The following is a 14381-nucleotide window of genomic DNA, read 5'->3' as shown; positions in this document are numbered from 1 at the left end:
CGTTTGAGCCTCCAGAGCCACTGCTAAGCTCATGGAGCCTCAAACGCAGGGGCAAGCTTCACCAGGGGCTGTAGCGCAGTTGGTAGCGCGTCTCGTTCGCATCGAGAAGGTCAGGGGTTCGATTCCCCTCAGCTCCACAGTTCGAAAGGGTCTTCCCAAGGAATTGGGAAGACCCTTTTTAGTTGTCGCGCAGTCGGCTTGTACGAATCTTGTACGAGCGTGAAGAACCTTCGATCGGACCGCGAAACCCGACGAAGGCGAGCGCCCATGTCCGAGCAGGTGCCCCCGGATCCCGTCCGATCCCCGTTCTCCCGGCGTTCGCTGCTGCGCGCCGGCGGTGGTCTCGCCGCGACGACGGCGCTGCTCGGTACCGGCGCGGTGTTCGCCGCGCCTGCTTCGGCCGCCGTGCCGGCGTCCAAGCGGTTCGACCTCACCAAGCCGTCCTACGACGAGTTCCGCAGCAAGATCCTGCACGAGTCGCACCACGTGATGCAGGGTTTCGCCTTCGACAACCAGAACGTGCGCATCTTCATCGTGAACGCCCGCAACGGCGGGACCGGTGACGACCTGTGCATCACCCAGGTCAACTTCTCCGGCGAGATCCAGGGTTCGATGCATTTGAACAACGCCGGGCACGGGGTGTCGATCGGCGTCGAACCGGTGGGTACCGACTCCTACATCTGGATGGAATGCGACTCGGACGGACCGACTAGTGCAGGGCGCGGGACGGCGCTGGCCCGGTTCAAGTTCGTCAACGGTGGCACGCCATCGGTGAAGAAGTTCCTCACCGGCAGCGACACGATCACTTGCGCCACCGATCCGATCAACAAGCGGATCGCAGTCCGCCGCAAGGAGGGCGGCAAGATGTTCTACAGCGTCTACCCGCTCGCCTCCGCGGCCGCCGGGAACTTCAGCTCGCCGTTGGCGCATTTCGCTCAGCCCGCGCTGTCCACCGTGCCGGTGACCTTCCAGGGGTACACCATCTACGGCCAGTATCTGTACACATTGGACGGTACGGGCCACGCGGATCCCGCCGACATCAACTCCTACGTCACCTGCATCGACATGAACACGGGCACGGTGAAGAGCCGCGCGCTGACCAAGGCGGGCCAGTCTCTGGTGTTCCGCGAGCCGGAGGGGCTCGGGATCTACCGGAGCCTGGCCGGGGAAACCCGGCTGTACATGGGCTTCGGGTCGCGGAGCAGCATGGACAACATCAACCGCTACGCGAACCTGTTCTACAAGAACGTCCTTATCGACTGACGGCTCGCGGCGAACGCGGCCGCCGCCAGGGCGGCCGCGAAAAGCCCGTACGAGGCCAGCAAACCGGTGCCGGATGAGCTCAAAGCGCCACCGACGGCCCTGCCCAGCAATTGCCCGACGCATTCCGCGGTGATGACGGCGGTCGCGAGTTCCGCGGCGGTGAAACCGCTCGCGTCCGCCGTCGTGGCCCTGAGGTACAGGCCCGGGTACGCGAGCCCGACGCCGATTCCGGCGACGACCCAGGCGACGAGGGCCGTGGCGAACGAACCACCGAAGGCCACGGCCGCGGTGCCGAGGGCGGTCAGGCTCAGGCCTACGACAGGGAAGCGTGCCGAGGGGAACTTGGCCGCCACGAGGCTGGTCACCGCCCAGCCGAGCGGGGCGGCGCTCAGGACGATCGCCGCCTGCCCGAGACTCACCTGGAAAACGCTCGTCAGGAGGACGGTGATCAGGCTGTCCGCGCCGAAATAGCCGATCGCGAACAACACCATCGCGCCGAGCGCGGCGGGGGTTCCCGGCCGGAGCCGCGCGGTGCCCGGCGGCAGGATCGCGACCGTCCCGACGACGGTGATCGCCGCCCCGGCGAGCGCGAACGGCCAGAAACCCGCGCTGAACACGACGATCGCGGCTCCCAGCGGCACCGACAGCGTCCACAGCAAGGGCCGTGAAGCGGCATCGGGGGCGTCACCGCGGGCGGCGCGCACGATCAGCAACCGTCCGAAAAGGACGAACGGCACCGGCAGCAGCAGGGTCCACCGCCAGCCGACGAGATGTTCCAGGCCGAGGGTCGCGGCCGGACCGATCAGGGCGGGCAGGATCCACATCGCCGAAGACGCCGCGATCACGCGGATCCGCAGCCGGTCGTCGAGATGCCGGATCGCCGAGCTGACACCGAAAATCGCCAGCAACCCGCTGGCGAGCCCGGCGGAGAACTGGCCGAGGGCGAACATCCACGCCGTCCGCGCCGACGCGGCCAAGCCGAGCCCGCCGAGGTAGGCGATCATCCCGGCGGCGAGCGTGCCGCGAGGGCCCAGCCGGGCGAGAACCCTGCTCGCCAAGGGAAGCGCGACGAACAGGCCCAGCGTCGAGCCGGCGATCAGGAGTCCGAGGTCGTTCCTCGCGTCGAGATCGGCGGCGACGACGGGCAGCAAGGTGGAGGCGACGAAACCGGTGACGGCGGCCGCGAACTCCAGCGCGACGATGCCGACCGCCAGCCGGACTCCCGTCATGTGTAGAGATCTCGGTCGTACCGGTTCAGCTGCACCCAGACCCCGTCCGGATCCTGGACACGCAGAGAGTGACCGAAGCCCTCGTCCATCGGCGGCCCAGGATCGAATCCGGCTGTCCGCAGGCGTTCCGCCACGTCTTCCAGCGGCTCGTCGACCTCGAAGGCCAGCTCGCAGCGGCCCACGTCGTCGCCGGACGACCGGTGGATGGCCAGCATCCCGGCCTCGGCGGGCATCTCGACCCAGCCTCCGGGGCGCGACACCGGCCCGGTCCGCAGGCCGAGCACCTCGTAGAACCGCGTCATGGCCTCGACGTCCGCGCTGTAGCGGATCGGCATGATCTTCATCGCTCGCGTTCCTCACTGGTCCGCAACAGGTACTCCTCCAGCACCCGTTCGACGAACGACGAGAGTGACTCGTCGGCGTCGACGGAGGCGTGCTTCACCCGCTTGATGAGGTCGGGCGGCAGATAGACGTTGAATTGCCGTTTCCCGACCTGAGCCATGCTCGCATGCTAGCAAACGAGCACAAGCGCCACCGTGATCAGCGCCAAACCAGCACCGATCCACGGGATGGCGGCCAGCGAAGCACCCAGATTCAGCGCCCCGGCGGCGAAGGCCGGGGTGAGGCTGATGCCCAGCTGGAAGGCCGAGACCGTGGTCGCACCGGCGAGGGTCGGGGCGGAAGCAGCGATCGTGAACACCCGCCCGTAGAGCGCCGGATTGAGCACGAAGGCCACGACGCCCAGCAGGAACACCGTCGGCACGACGACCCAGACGGAAGTGGCGAACAGGGCGAGCATCACCGAGAAGACCGCGATGCCGGCGCCGCCGCCGAGCAACGCGTGGTGCGGACGACGGTCGGAAATCCGGCCACCGATCGACAGTCCGGCGAAGGCGCCGATCCCGAACAAGGCGAGGACCGCGGGGATCCAGACCGCGGGAACGACGTCCGCGAGCATCGCCGCCAGGTAGTTGAAGGACACCATGTACGCGGCGGTGCTCAGGATGGTGATCGCGTAGACGCCCCAAAGGCGTGGCGTCCGCATGGCGCGCAGCTCCCCCGAAAGGCTGGGTTCCGCCGAAGGCGCGGTCGCGGGCAGGCCGACGGCGCACGCGATCACGCCCACGACGGTCAGCGTCACGACGCCCCAGAAGCCACCGGTCCAGTCGGTGAGGTTGCTCAGCAGGGTTCCCGCCGGCCCCCCGGCCACCATCGCGATGCTGAGCCCGGTGACGACGACGCCGGAGGCGCGGGCGTTGCGGTCAGGCGTCACCAGGCTGATCGCGGTCACGGCTGCGACCGCGAAGAAGCCGGCGTAGGCGAGACCGGCGACGAACCTGGTGACCAGGAGGAGCCAGTAGTCGTCGGCGAGCAGGCCGACGGCGATGGCGGCGGCGAAGACGGCCTGTGTGGTCATCAACGCCGTACGCCGCGGCCATTTCAGGCTCAGCACGGCGAACGGCGGACCGCCGAGGACGACACCGAGGGCGAACGCGGTGATGAGCGCGCCCGCGGAGGACAGGGAGACGCCGAGATCGGCTGCAACCGAGGGCAGGACCCCGGCCATGAGGAACTCGGCGCTCCCCATCGCGAACAGGCTGAAGGCGAGGAGGTAGACCCCGGCGGGAAGGCGTTTCGTCTCGATCATGGCGCCAGCATCGGGAGATTCTGGCTGTTTCGGCAAAGAACTTTGCCAGAACCGGGACGAGCTGCTGTGCTGGCCGTATGGAGAGCCAACCCGCCGTCACCGCGGCGATCGAACTGATCGCGCCCCGGCTGCGCCGCGCCAGGGAGAAGAAGGGCACGACGCTGGTGGAGCTCAGCCGCGCCACCGGCATCTCCACCAGCACCCTGTCCCGCCTCGAATCCGGACAGCGCAAGCCGAGCCTTGAACTATTGCTGCCGGTGATCGCCGCGCTGGGCCTGCGCGTCGACGAGATCGTCGCCTCACCGAGGGTGCTCGAAGCGCCTTCGGACGGCCGGGTGCTCATCCCGCTCACCCGGCATGAGGACGGGCCCCGCGCCTACAAGATGACGATCCCGGCGAGCGACGACGAGCCCCGCACCCGAACGCACGGCGGCCGCGAATGGCTCTACGTGCTGCGAGGCAGGTTGCGGCTCGTGCTCGGCGACCAGGACGTCGTGCTCGGCCCCGGCGAGGCCGCCGAATTCGACTGCCGGACGCCGCATTGGTTCGGCGCCACCGGCCGCGGGCGGGTCGAGGTGCTCAGCCTCTTCGGTGAACAGGGCGAGCGGATCCACGTCCGCGCCCGCACCCGGTGAATTCAGACGCGCTGCTGGATACGGATCAGGTTCCCGGACGGGTCACGGACGGCCCCGTCACGCAGGCCGTACGGCTGGTCGGTCGGCTCCTGGATGATCTCGGCGCCCGCCTCCTGCAGGTGCTTGAAGAGGCCGTCGAGATCGTCGGAGGAGAACAGGATCCCCGCGTAGGTGCCCTTGGCCATCATCTCGCTGATCACCCGGCGTTCGTCGTCGGTGATACCCGGGTCGACGGCGGGCGGGTGCAGCACGATCGACACGGGCTGTCCCGGCGGGCCGACGGTGAGCCAGCGCATGCCGTCGTAGCCGACGTCGTTGCGCACCTCGAAGCCGAGGAGGTCGCGGTAGAAGGCCAGTGCGGCTTCGGGGTCGGTCTGCGGGAGGAAGCTCCCGTGAATGGCGATGTCCATGACGGTCACGCTAGGTGAGACCGGTTCTCGACGCTTCTCGATTCCTGATCGCTCTTCCAGGCCGCCTTGATCGCCTCGACACTGCGATCGACGTCCGCTTCGGTCGTGCTCCAGTTGGACACGGAGATGCGCATCAGGCGCCGTCCGCGCCAGGTGGTCGCGCCCATCCAGCACTCGCCGGATCGCTGGAGGGTTCCCACGACGCGGTCCGTTTCGCCGTCGAAGGCGACGAGCACCTGGTTCAGCACCACGTCGTTCACGACGGTGACGCCTTCGCACGCTTCGAGTTTCTCGGCGAACCTCCTCGCCAGCGCGCAGCACCGCTCGACCATCTCGGCGATCCCCTCCCGGCCGAGTTCGCTGAGCGCGGCCCACGTCGCGAATCCTCGCGCCCGGCGGGACGACTCCGGCACGAAGTCACCCGGCGCTCTCACGCCGCCGTCACCCTGACCGGTCAGGTATGCGGCGGTGACCGCCATGGCGGCCCTGTGCGACTCGGGGTGGGCGCAGAAAGCGTAGCCGCTGTCGTACGGGACGTTGAGCCACTTGTGCCCGTCAACCGCCCAGGAGTCGGCCGCCGCCAGTCCGGTGGTCCATCGCCTGAGTGTGGGAGCGGCGGCCGCCCAGAGCCCGAACGCGCCGTCGACGTGGACCCACGCGTCGTGCCGGTGGGCGATCTCCGTCGCGGCGGCGAAATCGTCGAAAGCACCGGTGTTCACGTTCCCGGCCTGAAGGCAAACGATTGCGGGCCCGTCGAGCGTCCGCTCGAGATCGGCGATGTCGATGGCGCCCTGTCCGTTCGCGCGCACCGACCGCACGGCGTCGGTGCCCAGGCCGAGCAAGCGGAGCGACCGGTCGATCGACGCGTGCCGCTCCTCTCCGGCGACGACCCGTAGAGGCGGCGCCCCCTGCAGCCCCCGGCGCTCGACGTCCCATCCGGCCCGCGCCAGCACGTGATGCCGGGCGGCGGCGAGGCCGACCGTGTTCGCGCCCTGTCCGCCGGTCACGAAGCCGAAGGAGGCACCGGCCGGGATGCCGAGGACCTCCTTGAGCCATTCGCCCGCCACTTCCTCGACGATCGCGGCGGCGGGCGAGGTGACCTGGTTGAACGCGGGCTGGTCCCAACCGGTCGCCAGCATGTCGGCCGCGGTCGCGGCGTCGAGCGCGCCACCGGTGACGAAACCGAAGTACCTCGGCCCGGTGTTCGCCACCAGCGCCGGCTCGACGGCGTCGGCCAGCCGCCGGATCACGTCGGCGGGCAGGACGGGTTTCTCGGGCAGTTCGCCGAGTTTTTCCCGGACGCCCGTCGTGTCGTCCGGGAAGACCGGGGCGTCGGCGACGTTTTCGCGGTAGTGGGCGACGCGGGCGGCGACGCCGGCCAGCAGATCTCGCAACTCACTCATCCGGACGCGCTCCTCCACGATGGTCTTCACGCCATCCTGCCTCGAAAGGCCTTCGGGACGATAGGCCGTGACCAGGGCGTCATGTGACCTTGGGAAACCTTGTTTGACCTGCGTCGGAATGCCCCGGTACCGTTAGGCGTTAGCACTCTTGTCGGCTGAGTGCCAATGCACGAAGGAGCAGCAGTGCCCACCTACCAATACGCCTGCAAGGAATGCGACCACGCTTTCGAGGCCGTGCAGTCGTTCTCCGACGCGAGCTTGACCGTGTGCCCGCAGTGCTCGGGCCCGCTTCGCAAGGTCTTCAGCTCGGTCGGCGTGGTCTTCAAGGGCAGCGGGTTCTACCGCAACGATTCGCGCGACTCGAAGGCCAACACGACCGCGGCCCCGACCAAGACCGAGACGAAGTCGGAGTCGAAGACCGAGTCCAAGTCGGAGACCAAGAGCCCGGCATCCTCCTCCACGGGTACCACGAAAACGGCCGCCGCCGCTTCCTGACGTCCCGAGTTGTCCACAGGCCCCCGGTTATCCACAGCCGGGGGTTTTCGTTCTTTCCAGGGCCGCGTGTCGCCCCTAGCGTCGAGATCATCACCGATCGACGAGGGGGAATCCCGTGTTCCACGATCTGCCCGTCCTGCGAAGACTCCGCGGCAGGCCCGCGCGGCTGATGCGCCGCTGGCTTGCCCTGTCCCTGCTGCTCAGCGGCCTGGTCGCGCTCTTCCTGCCGGAGTCCGCACGCGGCGCGCCCGGCACCGCGACCGTGGTCTCCGCCCATGACCTCCCGGCCGGGTCGGTGCTGCGCGCCACCGACCTCGAACTCGTCGACTTCCCGGACGACGTCCGTCCACAGGGCGCCACCGGCCTGCCCGCCTCCGTGGAGGGACGGCTGCTCGTCGGTGCCGCGAGGGCGGGTGAACCGCTGACCGACGTCCGGCTGCTGGACGCGGACATCCCCGGATCGGGTGATCCCGAGAGTTCAACTGTCCCAGTGCGGCTCGCCGACGCCGGCGTCTCGGAACTGCTCAGGCCGGGCCAGCGCGTCGACGTCGTCGCGGCTGCCGAAGCCGGACGCGAAGCATCTGTGCTGGCCAGCATGGCCGTCGTGGCCGCCGTCGGCGAACAGGGTGCCCGGGATCCGACCGCTCCCGGCGCCGGGAGCAAGGGACCTTTGGTGCTGCTTTCCCTGCCTTCCGCGATCGCGACACGAGTCGCGGCCACCTCGCTGGAACGGTCCATAACGGTTACCCTCCGCTAGCTCGCGCCTGCCCTATGGCGGCGGGCGCCTGCGTCCCCCCGGTATGGAAAGGGACGGTCGGCGAACCGTCCCAGGTGAAGAGGAGAGCGACTTGCTCAAGGGTTTCAAGGACTTCCTGATGCGCGGGAACGTCGTCGACCTCGCGGTCGCGGTGGTCATCGGCGCCGCGTTCACCGCGATCGTCACGGCCTTCACGAACGGCCTGATCAAACCGTTGATCAACACCATCGGCGGGTCGGACGCCGCCAAGGGGCTGGGGTTCAACATCCTGGCCGAGAACGACGCCACGTTCCTCGACTTCGGCGGCGTGATCAACGCGGCGATCAACTTCGTGCTGGTCGCGGCCGTCGTCTACTTCGTGATCGTGCTGCCGGTCAAGCACGTCCAGGAGCGGCGCAAGCGCGGCGAGGAGGCAGGCCCGGCAGAGCCGACCGACGTCGAACTGCTCACCGAAATCCGGGACCTGCTGCGCGCGCAGCAGAACCGCCAGAGCTGACCCGGTTCACCGGTCGTGATGAGGCGGCCGGTTCTCCAAGAACCACGAGTCGGAGTCCGGGGTGCGCTGCCCCGGCTCTCGCTCGTCGGAGGTCGTGTCCGGCAGGACGTCGCCGAAGATCTCGTCGACCCGTCGTTTCGCCGCCGCGGCGGAGCGCTTGTCCTCGTCTTCACCTGGCATGACGTCCATTTTCGCACCGGTCGCGAGGTACCCCGACCGGTGGGACCATCAGCGCATGAGCATTGTCGACAAAGCGAAGGGGCTGGCCGCGCAGGCCATCCACAAAGCGGAAGAGGTCGCGGGCGAAGTCCGCGAGAAGGCCGGGCCGCTGGCCGAGAAGGCGGGCGACGTCGCGGCCAAGGGTGTCTCGGCGGCGTCGGCCGGGGCGAACAAGGTCACCGGTGGCCGGTTCGAGGACAAGATCGGCCAGGTCACCGAAAAGGTGGAAGGAGTGCTGCACCACGACAAAAAGGGCGAGCCCGGGACAGAGCCCGGACCCGCCCCGAAGAACTAGGCCTCTTCGAGCCCGGACAGCTCGTCGATCACGTACGGCACCAGCGACGAGAGCGTCGCCATGCCGTCGCGGACGGCCGCGCGGGAACCCGCGAGGTTGACCACCAGCGTGCTGCCGGAGACGCCGACGAGCCCCCGGGAGATGCCCGCGTCCACCGCGCCGGCGGCGAGACCGGACGCGCGCAGTGCCTCGCCGATGCCCGGGATCGGGCGGTCGAGCACACCGGCCGTCGCGTCGGGTGTGCGGTCGCGCGGGGAGACCCCGGTGCCGCCGACGGTGATCACCAGGTCGGCGCCGCCGATCACCGCGGTGTTGAGCGCGTTGCGGATCGCGGCCGTCTCGGCCTCGACCACGACGACGCCGTCGACGATGAACCCGGCCTCTTCGAGCAGCTCCGTGACCAACGGTCCCGTGTTGTCCTCGTGTTCGCCGTGGGCGACGCGATCGTCCACGATGACCACCAGTGCGCGGCCCAGCCGTTGTGCGCTCCGTTCCATAGGCACACCGTATCCGGTTTCGGCTGATCTTCGCTCCGGCGGTGCCGCGTAGTTGTGACGATTCCCTGACGTGAGCCGGTGATCCGGGTCCACCGCCGGAAAACGCCCCTAGCGTCGGAGTGGTGCGAACACTGATAACCGGCGGGGCCGGGTTCATCGGCTCCCACGTGGCCGATCTGCTGTCCGACGAAGGCCACGAGGTCGTCGTCCTCGACAACCTCCTCGGCACCGCGCACGGTTCGCCGCGCCCGCCCGGGTACACCGGCCGTCACCGGTTCCTTCGGGGCGACGTCACCGACACGGAGCTGGTCGCGGAACTGCTGGACGGTGTCGACGCGGTCTGCCATCAGGCGGCCGTCGTCGGGCACGGGGTCGATCCGTCCGACGCCCCGTCGTACGCGCTGAACAACGACTACGGGACCGCCGTGCTGCTCGCGGCCATGCACCGGGCGAAAGTCCGGAAACTGGTGCTCGCCTCGTCGATGGTCGTCTACGGCGAGGGTCGCTACGAGTGCGCCGTCCACGGCATCGTCGCGCCGTCGCCGCGGAAACAGTCCGATGTGGATGGCGGACACTTCGAGCCCACGTGCGCGGCTTGCGGCGCCGAGCTCGGCTGGCGGCTGGTCCCCGAAGACGCGCCGCTGCGGCCGCGGAGCACCTACGCGGCCACCAAGCTCGCGCAGGAACATCTGGCGGCGGCGTGGGCCCGTCAGACCGGCGGAACGGTCTGGGCCCTGCGCTATCACAACGTCTACGGTCCGCGGATGCCGCAGAACACGCCGTACGCGGGTGTCGCGTCGCTGTTCCGTTCCTCGCTTCTGCGCGGCGAAGCGCCGATCGTGCTGGAGGATGGCAAGCAGCAGCGCGACTTCGTGCACGTCCACGACGTGGCGAGGGCGAACGTCCTGGCGCTGAGCACCGACGGGCCCGAAGGCGACCTGACTCCGCTGAACATCTGCTCCGGGCAACCCCACTCCGTCGGCGAACTCGCCGAAGAGCTGGCGAAGGCCTGTGCCGGGCCTGCCCCGAAGATCGCCGGTGGGGCCCGGCCCGCCGACGTCCGGCATGTCGTCGCGGATCCCGCCCGTGCCCGGCGGTTGCTCGGCTTCACCGCGCGAACGGGTTTCGCCGAAGGCATCGCCGGTTTCGCCACCGCTGAGCTGCGGGAACCGGTCGGTTACTGAAACCGGGAACAGACCGGGCCCCCGGCCGGTTGTCGTTCCCGGCAACGGAATCGACTTTTTTGGGGGTTTTGGTGGGCATCACCGTCGGAGACATCGAGATCGAAGCGATCGGGGACGGCCTGATCCGGCTGCCGCTCGCGTTTTTCCCCGGTCTCGACCCCGAAGCCCACCGGGACGTCTTCGACGAGGACGGCACCGTGCACGTCCCGACCGGCGCGTACCTGATCCGCGGCAACGGCCGCACGATCCTCGTCGACACCGGCCTCGGCCCGCGCGAATTCGCCTTTCCGCCGGGGATGACGCCCGCCAAGGGCGATCCGACGCCGCCGATGGGCACGGGTGGCGACCTCGCCGCCGCGCTGGACAAGGCCGGATGCCCGGTGGACGAGATCGACACCGTCTTCCTCACCCACCTGCACAACGACCACATCGGCTGGATCGCCCCCGAAGGCGACCTGACCTTCCCCGGTGCCCAGGTCGTCTTCGGCCGGCTCGACTGGGACGCGCTGATCGCGCCCGCCGGGACGGGCGAATGGAGCCGCGTCGGGATGGAGACCGCCCGCGGCGCGGGGCTGACCGAGGCGATCAGCGGCGACGCCGTCGAGATCGCGCCCGGGATCGTGGCGCGGCACGCTCCGGGACACACGCCCGGCCACTACGTCCTCGACATCACCGCGGACGACGAGCGTCTGCTGCTGCTCGGCGACGTCCTGCACACTCCCGCGCAGTTGACGGACTCGCGGGTCGGTTTCCTCGGCGACGTCGACCCCGATCTCGCTCTCCGTACCCGGCAACGCTTTCTCGCCGAAGCGGAAGAGACCGGCGCGATCATCGCGCCGGCCCACTTCCCGGACATGGGGTTCCTGCGGCTCTGACCTACTTGCCGCACAGCACCTTGTCGGTGAGCAGCTGGTCCGCCTTGTTGTAGGCCTGCCCCAGATCGGCCGCCGAGTCGCCGTAGGTCATGGACAGCTCGAAGGTCCGGCTGCCGTCGGCCGTGCCGGCCATGACCGTTCCAAAGCCGTGGAAACCGCCCATTCCCTTGAGGACGGTGCCGCAGCTCGCTTCCTGGACGTACAGGCCGAGTCCGTAGCCGCCCTTCGGGTGCGGTTTGCGCATCTCGGCGAGCAGCGGGGCGGGCAGCAGCTTTCCGTCCAGCAGCCCGGAGAAGAACGTGTGGAGGTCCTTCGTGGTCGAGATCAGCTCACCGGCGCTGGACGCCCACGACGGGTTCTGGTTCGTGATGTCGACCGTCTTCCACTGGCCGGGCTTCTCCTCGTAGCGGTAGTAGCCGTGGGCATGCGGCCCGGGGATGCCCGGCCAGGTGCCGGGAACCACGGTGTCCCGGAGCCCGAGCGGCCGGAAGATCCGCCGCTGGAGCTCGTCGCCGTACGGACGGCCGGTGACCTTCTCGATCACCAGCCCGGCCAGGACGTAGTTGATGTTCGTGTACGTCCAGTCCGTGCCCGGCGCGAACAGCGGCGGCTTGGACAGGCCGAAACGCACCAGCTCCTCCGGCTGGTAGGTGTGATACCGGTTGTCCAGGAACTCCTTGCCCGTCAAGGGGATTCCCGGCACGATCGTGCCGTCGGGCAGCATCGCGCCGGTGTAGTCGAACAAGCCGCTGGTGTGCTGCAACAACATCCGCACCGTGATCCGCCGGTCGAGGCCGAACTCGGGCAGGTACCCGGCCACCGGCGCGTCCAGGCCGATCTTGCCCTCCCCGACCAGTTGCAGCACGACGGTGGCCACGAAGGTCTTGGTGTTGCTGCCGATCCGGAACCGTCCGTTGGTCGGCGGCTTGGCGGCCGAGCCCAGCTCGCGCACCCCGGCGCTGCCGGTCCAGTCACCTCGCGGGTCGTGCACCCGCAGCTGCGCGCCGGCGAAACCGGAGGCGACGATCTCCTCGGCCATCGCCCGCAGGTCCGGCCGGTCCCGTCCGCTGTCCGCGGCGGCGAGGCCAGGGGTGACGCCGGCCAGCAGCGCGGCCGCCACCGCGGTGATCGTCGCCCGTCGGAAGAATCGCTTCGCTGAAGTGGTCATGGCGGCAACGATCGCCGTCCACGCTGACACCGCGGTGACACGCCGCTGACACGTCAGGGCATGGCGAGCGGAAGCCGGACCTCGAACCGGCAGCCGGGTCCGTGGTTCTGGACGCCGATCCGGCCGCGATGGGCTTCCACCAGGCCTTTCGCGATCGCGAGGCCGAGTCCGCCGCCGCTCGCCAGCCCACCTCGTTCGGGCGTCCGAGCCCTCGTCCCGCGGAACGCGACGTCGAAGACGCGGCCGATTTCGTCGTCGGGGATCCCGCCGCAGCCGTCGGAAACCGCGAGCAGCGCCTCTCCGCCCTCGATGCCGATCTGGACGGCCACCGTCCCGTCCGGCGGGGTGTGCCGCACCGCGTTGGACACCAGGTTGCGCACGATCCGCGCCAGTTCCGGGTCGCTGCCGGAAACGACCGGCCACACGTTGGCGTATTCGATCATGCGTACGCGTTTCTGCTCGGCGAGCGGCGCCTGCGCGGCGACGGCGTCGCTCACGACGTCGCGCAGCGGCACCGCGGCCATCGTCAGCTGCAGCGCGCCCGCGGTGATCCGCGAAAGCTCGAACAGGTCGCCGACCATGCCGGACAACCGCGTGGTCTCCCCGCTGATCCGCCGCGCGTAGCCGGTGACCTCGATCGGGTCGGCGACGACGCCGTCCGCGACGGCCTCGGCCATCGCCTGGATCCCGGCCAGCGGGCTCCGCAGATCATGGCTGATCCACGCGACCAGTTCGCGCCGCGACGCCTCGGCCGCGCGCTCCCGTTCCCGTGCCTCCCGTTCCCACACACTGCGGCGCGCGATCGCGCGGCCGAGCACGAGCGCCGCCGGCACGGTCACGAGCGCGACCAGCAGACAGACCAGGGTCATCGTGGTCAGCGCCGGGGTGAACATGAACCCGCTGATGCCGAGCACCGCGATCAGCGTCGCGAACACCGGGATCAAAACGAGGATCGTCATCGTGCTGGCGAGCGAACCGTGCCGGAGCAGGTACAACGCCAGCCCGCCGAGCAGCACCACCGGCAGCGCGAACATCAGCGCGAACGGCAGGATGTGCCAGGCGTGGGCCAGCATCTCGCCGAGCGACTCCCCGGAGCCGATCATCGCCGCACCGGGTCGTACCGGTAGCCGACGCCCCATACGGTGGCGACGCGGACGGGTTTCGCCGGGTCCTTCTCGATCTTCTCCCGCAACCGTCTGACGTGGACGGTCACCGTGGACTGGTCGCCGAAGTCCCAGCCCCAGACCTTCTCCAGCAGGTCGGCGCGGGAGAACGCCACTCCGGGATGGGTGAGGAAGAACGCGAGCAGATCGAATTCCCGGCTGGTCAGGGGAAGTTCCACGCCGCCGAGGGCCGCCTGCCGCGCCGACATCTGCAACGCGAGGTCTCCGTCGGTGATCACGCGGGCGGCCGGTTCGGGCCGCGGCATCCGCGCCCGCCGCAGCACCGACGCCACCCGCAACGCGAGTTCCTTGGGGCTGAACGGTTTCGTGACGTAGTCGTCGGCGCCGAGCTGGAGTCCGGCGATCCGGTTCTCCTCCTCGCCGAGCGCCGTCAGCATCACGACCGGCACCTGGCTCACCTGCCGCAGCCGACGGCAGACCTCGAGCCCGTTGAGCCCGGGCATCATGACGTCGAGGACCACGAGGTCCGGCCCGGTCGTGGAGAACAGCCGCAGCCCCTCGGTGCCGTCCCCGGCGACGTCGACCTCGAAGCCCGCGACCTCCAGATACCGCCGGACGACGTCCCGCACGGTCTCGTCGTCGTCGACGACGAGCACCCGGCCCTGCTCTGTCATGCCATCCAC

General features: G+C 69.4%; 19 protein-coding genes and 1 tRNA gene. 9 read left to right on the top strand and 11 right to left on the bottom strand.

Features of this window, described 5'->3' with window-relative positions; translation table 11 throughout:
* Positions 1–64 precede the first annotated feature (64 nt).
* Positions 65–137, top strand: a tRNA-Ala gene (locus DMC61_RS32420).
* Between the two features lie 130 nt (positions 138–267).
* Positions 268–1263 (top strand): teichoic acid biosynthesis protein C, encoded by a 996-nt coding sequence (locus tag DMC61_RS32415; RefSeq protein ID WP_125694022.1) that lies wholly within the window; start codon positions 268–270, stop codon positions 1261–1263.
* On the opposite strand, the gene DMC61_RS32410 is transcribed toward DMC61_RS32415, so the two are convergent.
* Genes DMC61_RS32410 through DMC61_RS32395 form a run of 4 tightly spaced genes read right to left on the bottom strand, consistent with a single transcriptional unit; the run spans position 1239 to position 4140 of the window.
* Entirely contained in the window at positions 1239–2492 is a 1254-nt protein-coding gene (locus DMC61_RS32410; protein ID WP_125694020.1) for an MFS transporter, read from the bottom strand. The two genes, DMC61_RS32415 and DMC61_RS32410, sit on opposite strands and share 25 nt — an antisense overlap.
* Positions 2489–2836 carry a VOC family protein gene (locus DMC61_RS32405; protein ID WP_125694019.1) on the bottom strand — a complete coding sequence of 116 codons (348 nt, stop codon included), beginning with the start codon at positions 2834–2836 and terminating at the stop codon, positions 2489–2491. The genes DMC61_RS32410 and DMC61_RS32405 overlap by 4 nt, the downstream gene beginning before the upstream one ends.
* Positions 2833–2994 (bottom strand): CopG family transcriptional regulator, encoded by a 162-nt coding sequence (locus tag DMC61_RS32400; protein WP_125694017.1) that lies wholly within the window; start codon positions 2992–2994, stop codon positions 2833–2835. Before DMC61_RS32400 ends, DMC61_RS32405 begins: the two co-directional genes overlap by 4 nt.
* 9 nt (positions 2995–3003) lie before the next feature.
* On the bottom strand, positions 3004–4140 hold the full coding sequence (locus tag DMC61_RS32395) for an MFS transporter (protein ID WP_125694015.1): 1137 nt from the start codon (positions 4138–4140) through the stop codon (positions 3004–3006).
* Positions 4141–4217: 77 nt separating this feature from the next.
* On the opposite strand from DMC61_RS32395, the gene DMC61_RS32390 reads away from it, so the two are divergent.
* Positions 4218–4775, top strand: a complete 558-nt coding sequence (locus DMC61_RS32390) for a helix-turn-helix domain-containing protein (protein ID WP_016337364.1) — start codon at positions 4218–4220, stop codon at positions 4773–4775.
* 2 nt (positions 4776–4777) lie between these two features.
* Here the strand turns inward: DMC61_RS32390 and DMC61_RS32385 are convergent, their stop codons facing one another.
* On the bottom strand, positions 4778–5185 hold the full coding sequence (locus tag DMC61_RS32385) for a VOC family protein (RefSeq protein WP_038522339.1): 408 nt from the start codon (positions 5183–5185) through the stop codon (positions 4778–4780).
* A 5-nt stretch (positions 5186–5190) separates the two neighbouring features.
* Positions 5191–6588, bottom strand: a complete 1398-nt coding sequence (locus tag DMC61_RS32380) for an aminotransferase class V-fold PLP-dependent enzyme (RefSeq protein ID WP_125694013.1) — start codon at positions 6586–6588, stop codon at positions 5191–5193.
* Between the two features lie 183 nt (positions 6589–6771).
* On the opposite strand from DMC61_RS32380, the gene DMC61_RS32375 reads away from it, so the two are divergent.
* The 3 genes from DMC61_RS32375 to mscL all read left to right on the top strand — a co-directional run bounded on the left by DMC61_RS32375 (position 6772) and on the right by mscL (position 8336).
* A complete protein-coding gene (locus tag DMC61_RS32375; protein WP_125694011.1) occupies positions 6772–7083 on the top strand; it encodes an FmdB family zinc ribbon protein in 312 nt (103 codons plus the stop codon).
* 115 nt (positions 7084–7198) lie between these two features.
* Complete coding sequence (locus DMC61_RS32370; protein ID WP_125694009.1) at positions 7199–7840, top strand: SAF domain-containing protein; 642 nt, start codon at positions 7199–7201, stop codon at positions 7838–7840.
* Between the two features lie 91 nt (positions 7841–7931).
* Complete coding sequence (mscL, locus tag DMC61_RS32365) at positions 7932–8336, top strand: large-conductance mechanosensitive channel protein MscL (protein ID WP_016337369.1); 405 nt, start codon at positions 7932–7934, stop codon at positions 8334–8336.
* Positions 8337–8342: 6 nt separating this feature from the next.
* On the opposite strand, the gene DMC61_RS32360 is transcribed toward mscL, so the two are convergent.
* Complete coding sequence (locus tag DMC61_RS32360; protein ID WP_172843561.1) at positions 8343–8516, bottom strand: hypothetical protein; 174 nt, start codon at positions 8514–8516, stop codon at positions 8343–8345.
* A gap of 55 nt (positions 8517–8571) precedes the next feature.
* On the opposite strand from DMC61_RS32360, the gene DMC61_RS32355 reads away from it, so the two are divergent.
* Entirely contained in the window at positions 8572–8850 is a 279-nt protein-coding gene (locus DMC61_RS32355; protein WP_016337371.1) for a hypothetical protein, read from the top strand.
* On the opposite strand, the gene DMC61_RS32350 is transcribed toward DMC61_RS32355, so the two are convergent.
* A complete protein-coding gene (locus DMC61_RS32350) occupies positions 8847–9347 on the bottom strand; it encodes a molybdenum cofactor biosynthesis protein B (protein ID WP_005155592.1) in 501 nt (166 codons plus the stop codon). The two genes, DMC61_RS32355 and DMC61_RS32350, sit on opposite strands and share 4 nt — an antisense overlap.
* Before the next feature lie 122 nt (positions 9348–9469).
* Here DMC61_RS32350 and DMC61_RS32345 point away from each other — a divergent pair, with 122 nt between their 5' ends.
* Positions 9470–10531 (top strand): NAD-dependent epimerase/dehydratase family protein, encoded by a 1062-nt coding sequence (locus tag DMC61_RS32345; RefSeq protein ID WP_125694005.1) that lies wholly within the window; start codon positions 9470–9472, stop codon positions 10529–10531.
* A gap of 71 nt (positions 10532–10602) precedes the next feature.
* Complete coding sequence (locus DMC61_RS32340; RefSeq protein ID WP_125694003.1) at positions 10603–11406, top strand: MBL fold metallo-hydrolase; 804 nt, start codon at positions 10603–10605, stop codon at positions 11404–11406.
* Between the two features lies 1 nt (position 11407).
* Here DMC61_RS32340 and DMC61_RS32335 read toward each other — a convergent pair whose 3' ends face one another.
* From DMC61_RS32335 to DMC61_RS32325, 3 genes are read right to left on the bottom strand one after another with little or no spacing between them, the layout of a single operon-like run.
* Complete coding sequence (locus DMC61_RS32335) at positions 11408–12574, bottom strand: serine hydrolase (RefSeq protein WP_125694001.1); 1167 nt, start codon at positions 12572–12574, stop codon at positions 11408–11410.
* A 53-nt stretch (positions 12575–12627) separates the two neighbouring features.
* On the bottom strand, positions 12628–13677 hold the full coding sequence (locus DMC61_RS32330) for a sensor histidine kinase KdpD (protein ID WP_125693999.1): 1050 nt from the start codon (positions 13675–13677) through the stop codon (positions 12628–12630).
* Entirely contained in the window at positions 13674–14372 is a 699-nt protein-coding gene (locus DMC61_RS32325) for a response regulator transcription factor (RefSeq protein WP_016337376.1), read from the bottom strand. The genes DMC61_RS32330 and DMC61_RS32325 overlap by 4 nt, the downstream gene beginning before the upstream one ends.
* Between the last annotated feature and the right edge of the window lie 9 nt (positions 14373–14381).

It is taken from the genome of Amycolatopsis sp. WAC 04169 (genome assembly GCF_003947535.1).
In the GTDB taxonomy this organism is placed as follows: domain Bacteria; phylum Actinomycetota; class Actinomycetes; order Mycobacteriales; family Pseudonocardiaceae; genus Amycolatopsis; species Amycolatopsis keratiniphila.
The sequence above is the reverse complement of the archived record's forward strand: the minus strand, read 5'-3'. Positions and strand labels throughout refer to the sequence as shown.

Excerpts from the sequence above, each read along its gene's own strand:
- DMC61_RS32415 (WP_125694022.1), top strand. The coding sequence starts at position 268 with ATGTCCGAGCAGGTGCCCCCGGATCCCGTCCGATCCCCGTTCTCCCGG.
- DMC61_RS32410 (WP_125694020.1), bottom strand. The coding sequence starts at position 2,492 with ATGACGGGAGTCCGGCTGGCGGTCGGCATCGTCGCGCTGGAGTTCGCG.
- DMC61_RS32405 (WP_125694019.1), bottom strand. The coding sequence starts at position 2,836 with ATGAAGATCATGCCGATCCGCTACAGCGCGGACGTCGAGGCCATGACG.
- DMC61_RS32400 (WP_125694017.1), bottom strand. The coding sequence starts at position 2,994 with ATGGCTCAGGTCGGGAAACGGCAATTCAACGTCTATCTGCCGCCCGAC.
- DMC61_RS32395 (WP_125694015.1), bottom strand. The coding sequence starts at position 4,140 with ATGATCGAGACGAAACGCCTTCCCGCCGGGGTCTACCTCCTCGCCTTC.
- DMC61_RS32390 (WP_016337364.1), top strand. The coding sequence starts at position 4,218 with ATGGAGAGCCAACCCGCCGTCACCGCGGCGATCGAACTGATCGCGCCC.
- DMC61_RS32385 (WP_038522339.1), bottom strand. The coding sequence starts at position 5,185 with ATGGACATCGCCATTCACGGGAGCTTCCTCCCGCAGACCGACCCCGAA.
- DMC61_RS32380 (WP_125694013.1), bottom strand. The coding sequence starts at position 6,588 with ATGAGTGAGTTGCGAGATCTGCTGGCCGGCGTCGCCGCCCGCGTCGCC.
- DMC61_RS32360 (WP_172843561.1), bottom strand. The coding sequence starts at position 8,516 with ATGCCAGGTGAAGACGAGGACAAGCGCTCCGCCGCGGCGGCGAAACGA.
- DMC61_RS32355 (WP_016337371.1), top strand. The coding sequence starts at position 8,572 with ATGAGCATTGTCGACAAAGCGAAGGGGCTGGCCGCGCAGGCCATCCAC.
- DMC61_RS32350 (WP_005155592.1), bottom strand. The coding sequence starts at position 9,347 with ATGGAACGGAGCGCACAACGGCTGGGCCGCGCACTGGTGGTCATCGTG.
- DMC61_RS32335 (WP_125694001.1), bottom strand. The coding sequence starts at position 12,574 with ATGACCACTTCAGCGAAGCGATTCTTCCGACGGGCGACGATCACCGCG.
- DMC61_RS32330 (WP_125693999.1), bottom strand. The coding sequence starts at position 13,677 with ATGATCGGCTCCGGGGAGTCGCTCGGCGAGATGCTGGCCCACGCCTGG.
- DMC61_RS32325 (WP_016337376.1), bottom strand. The coding sequence starts at position 14,372 with ATGACAGAGCAGGGCCGGGTGCTCGTCGTCGACGACGACGAGACCGTG.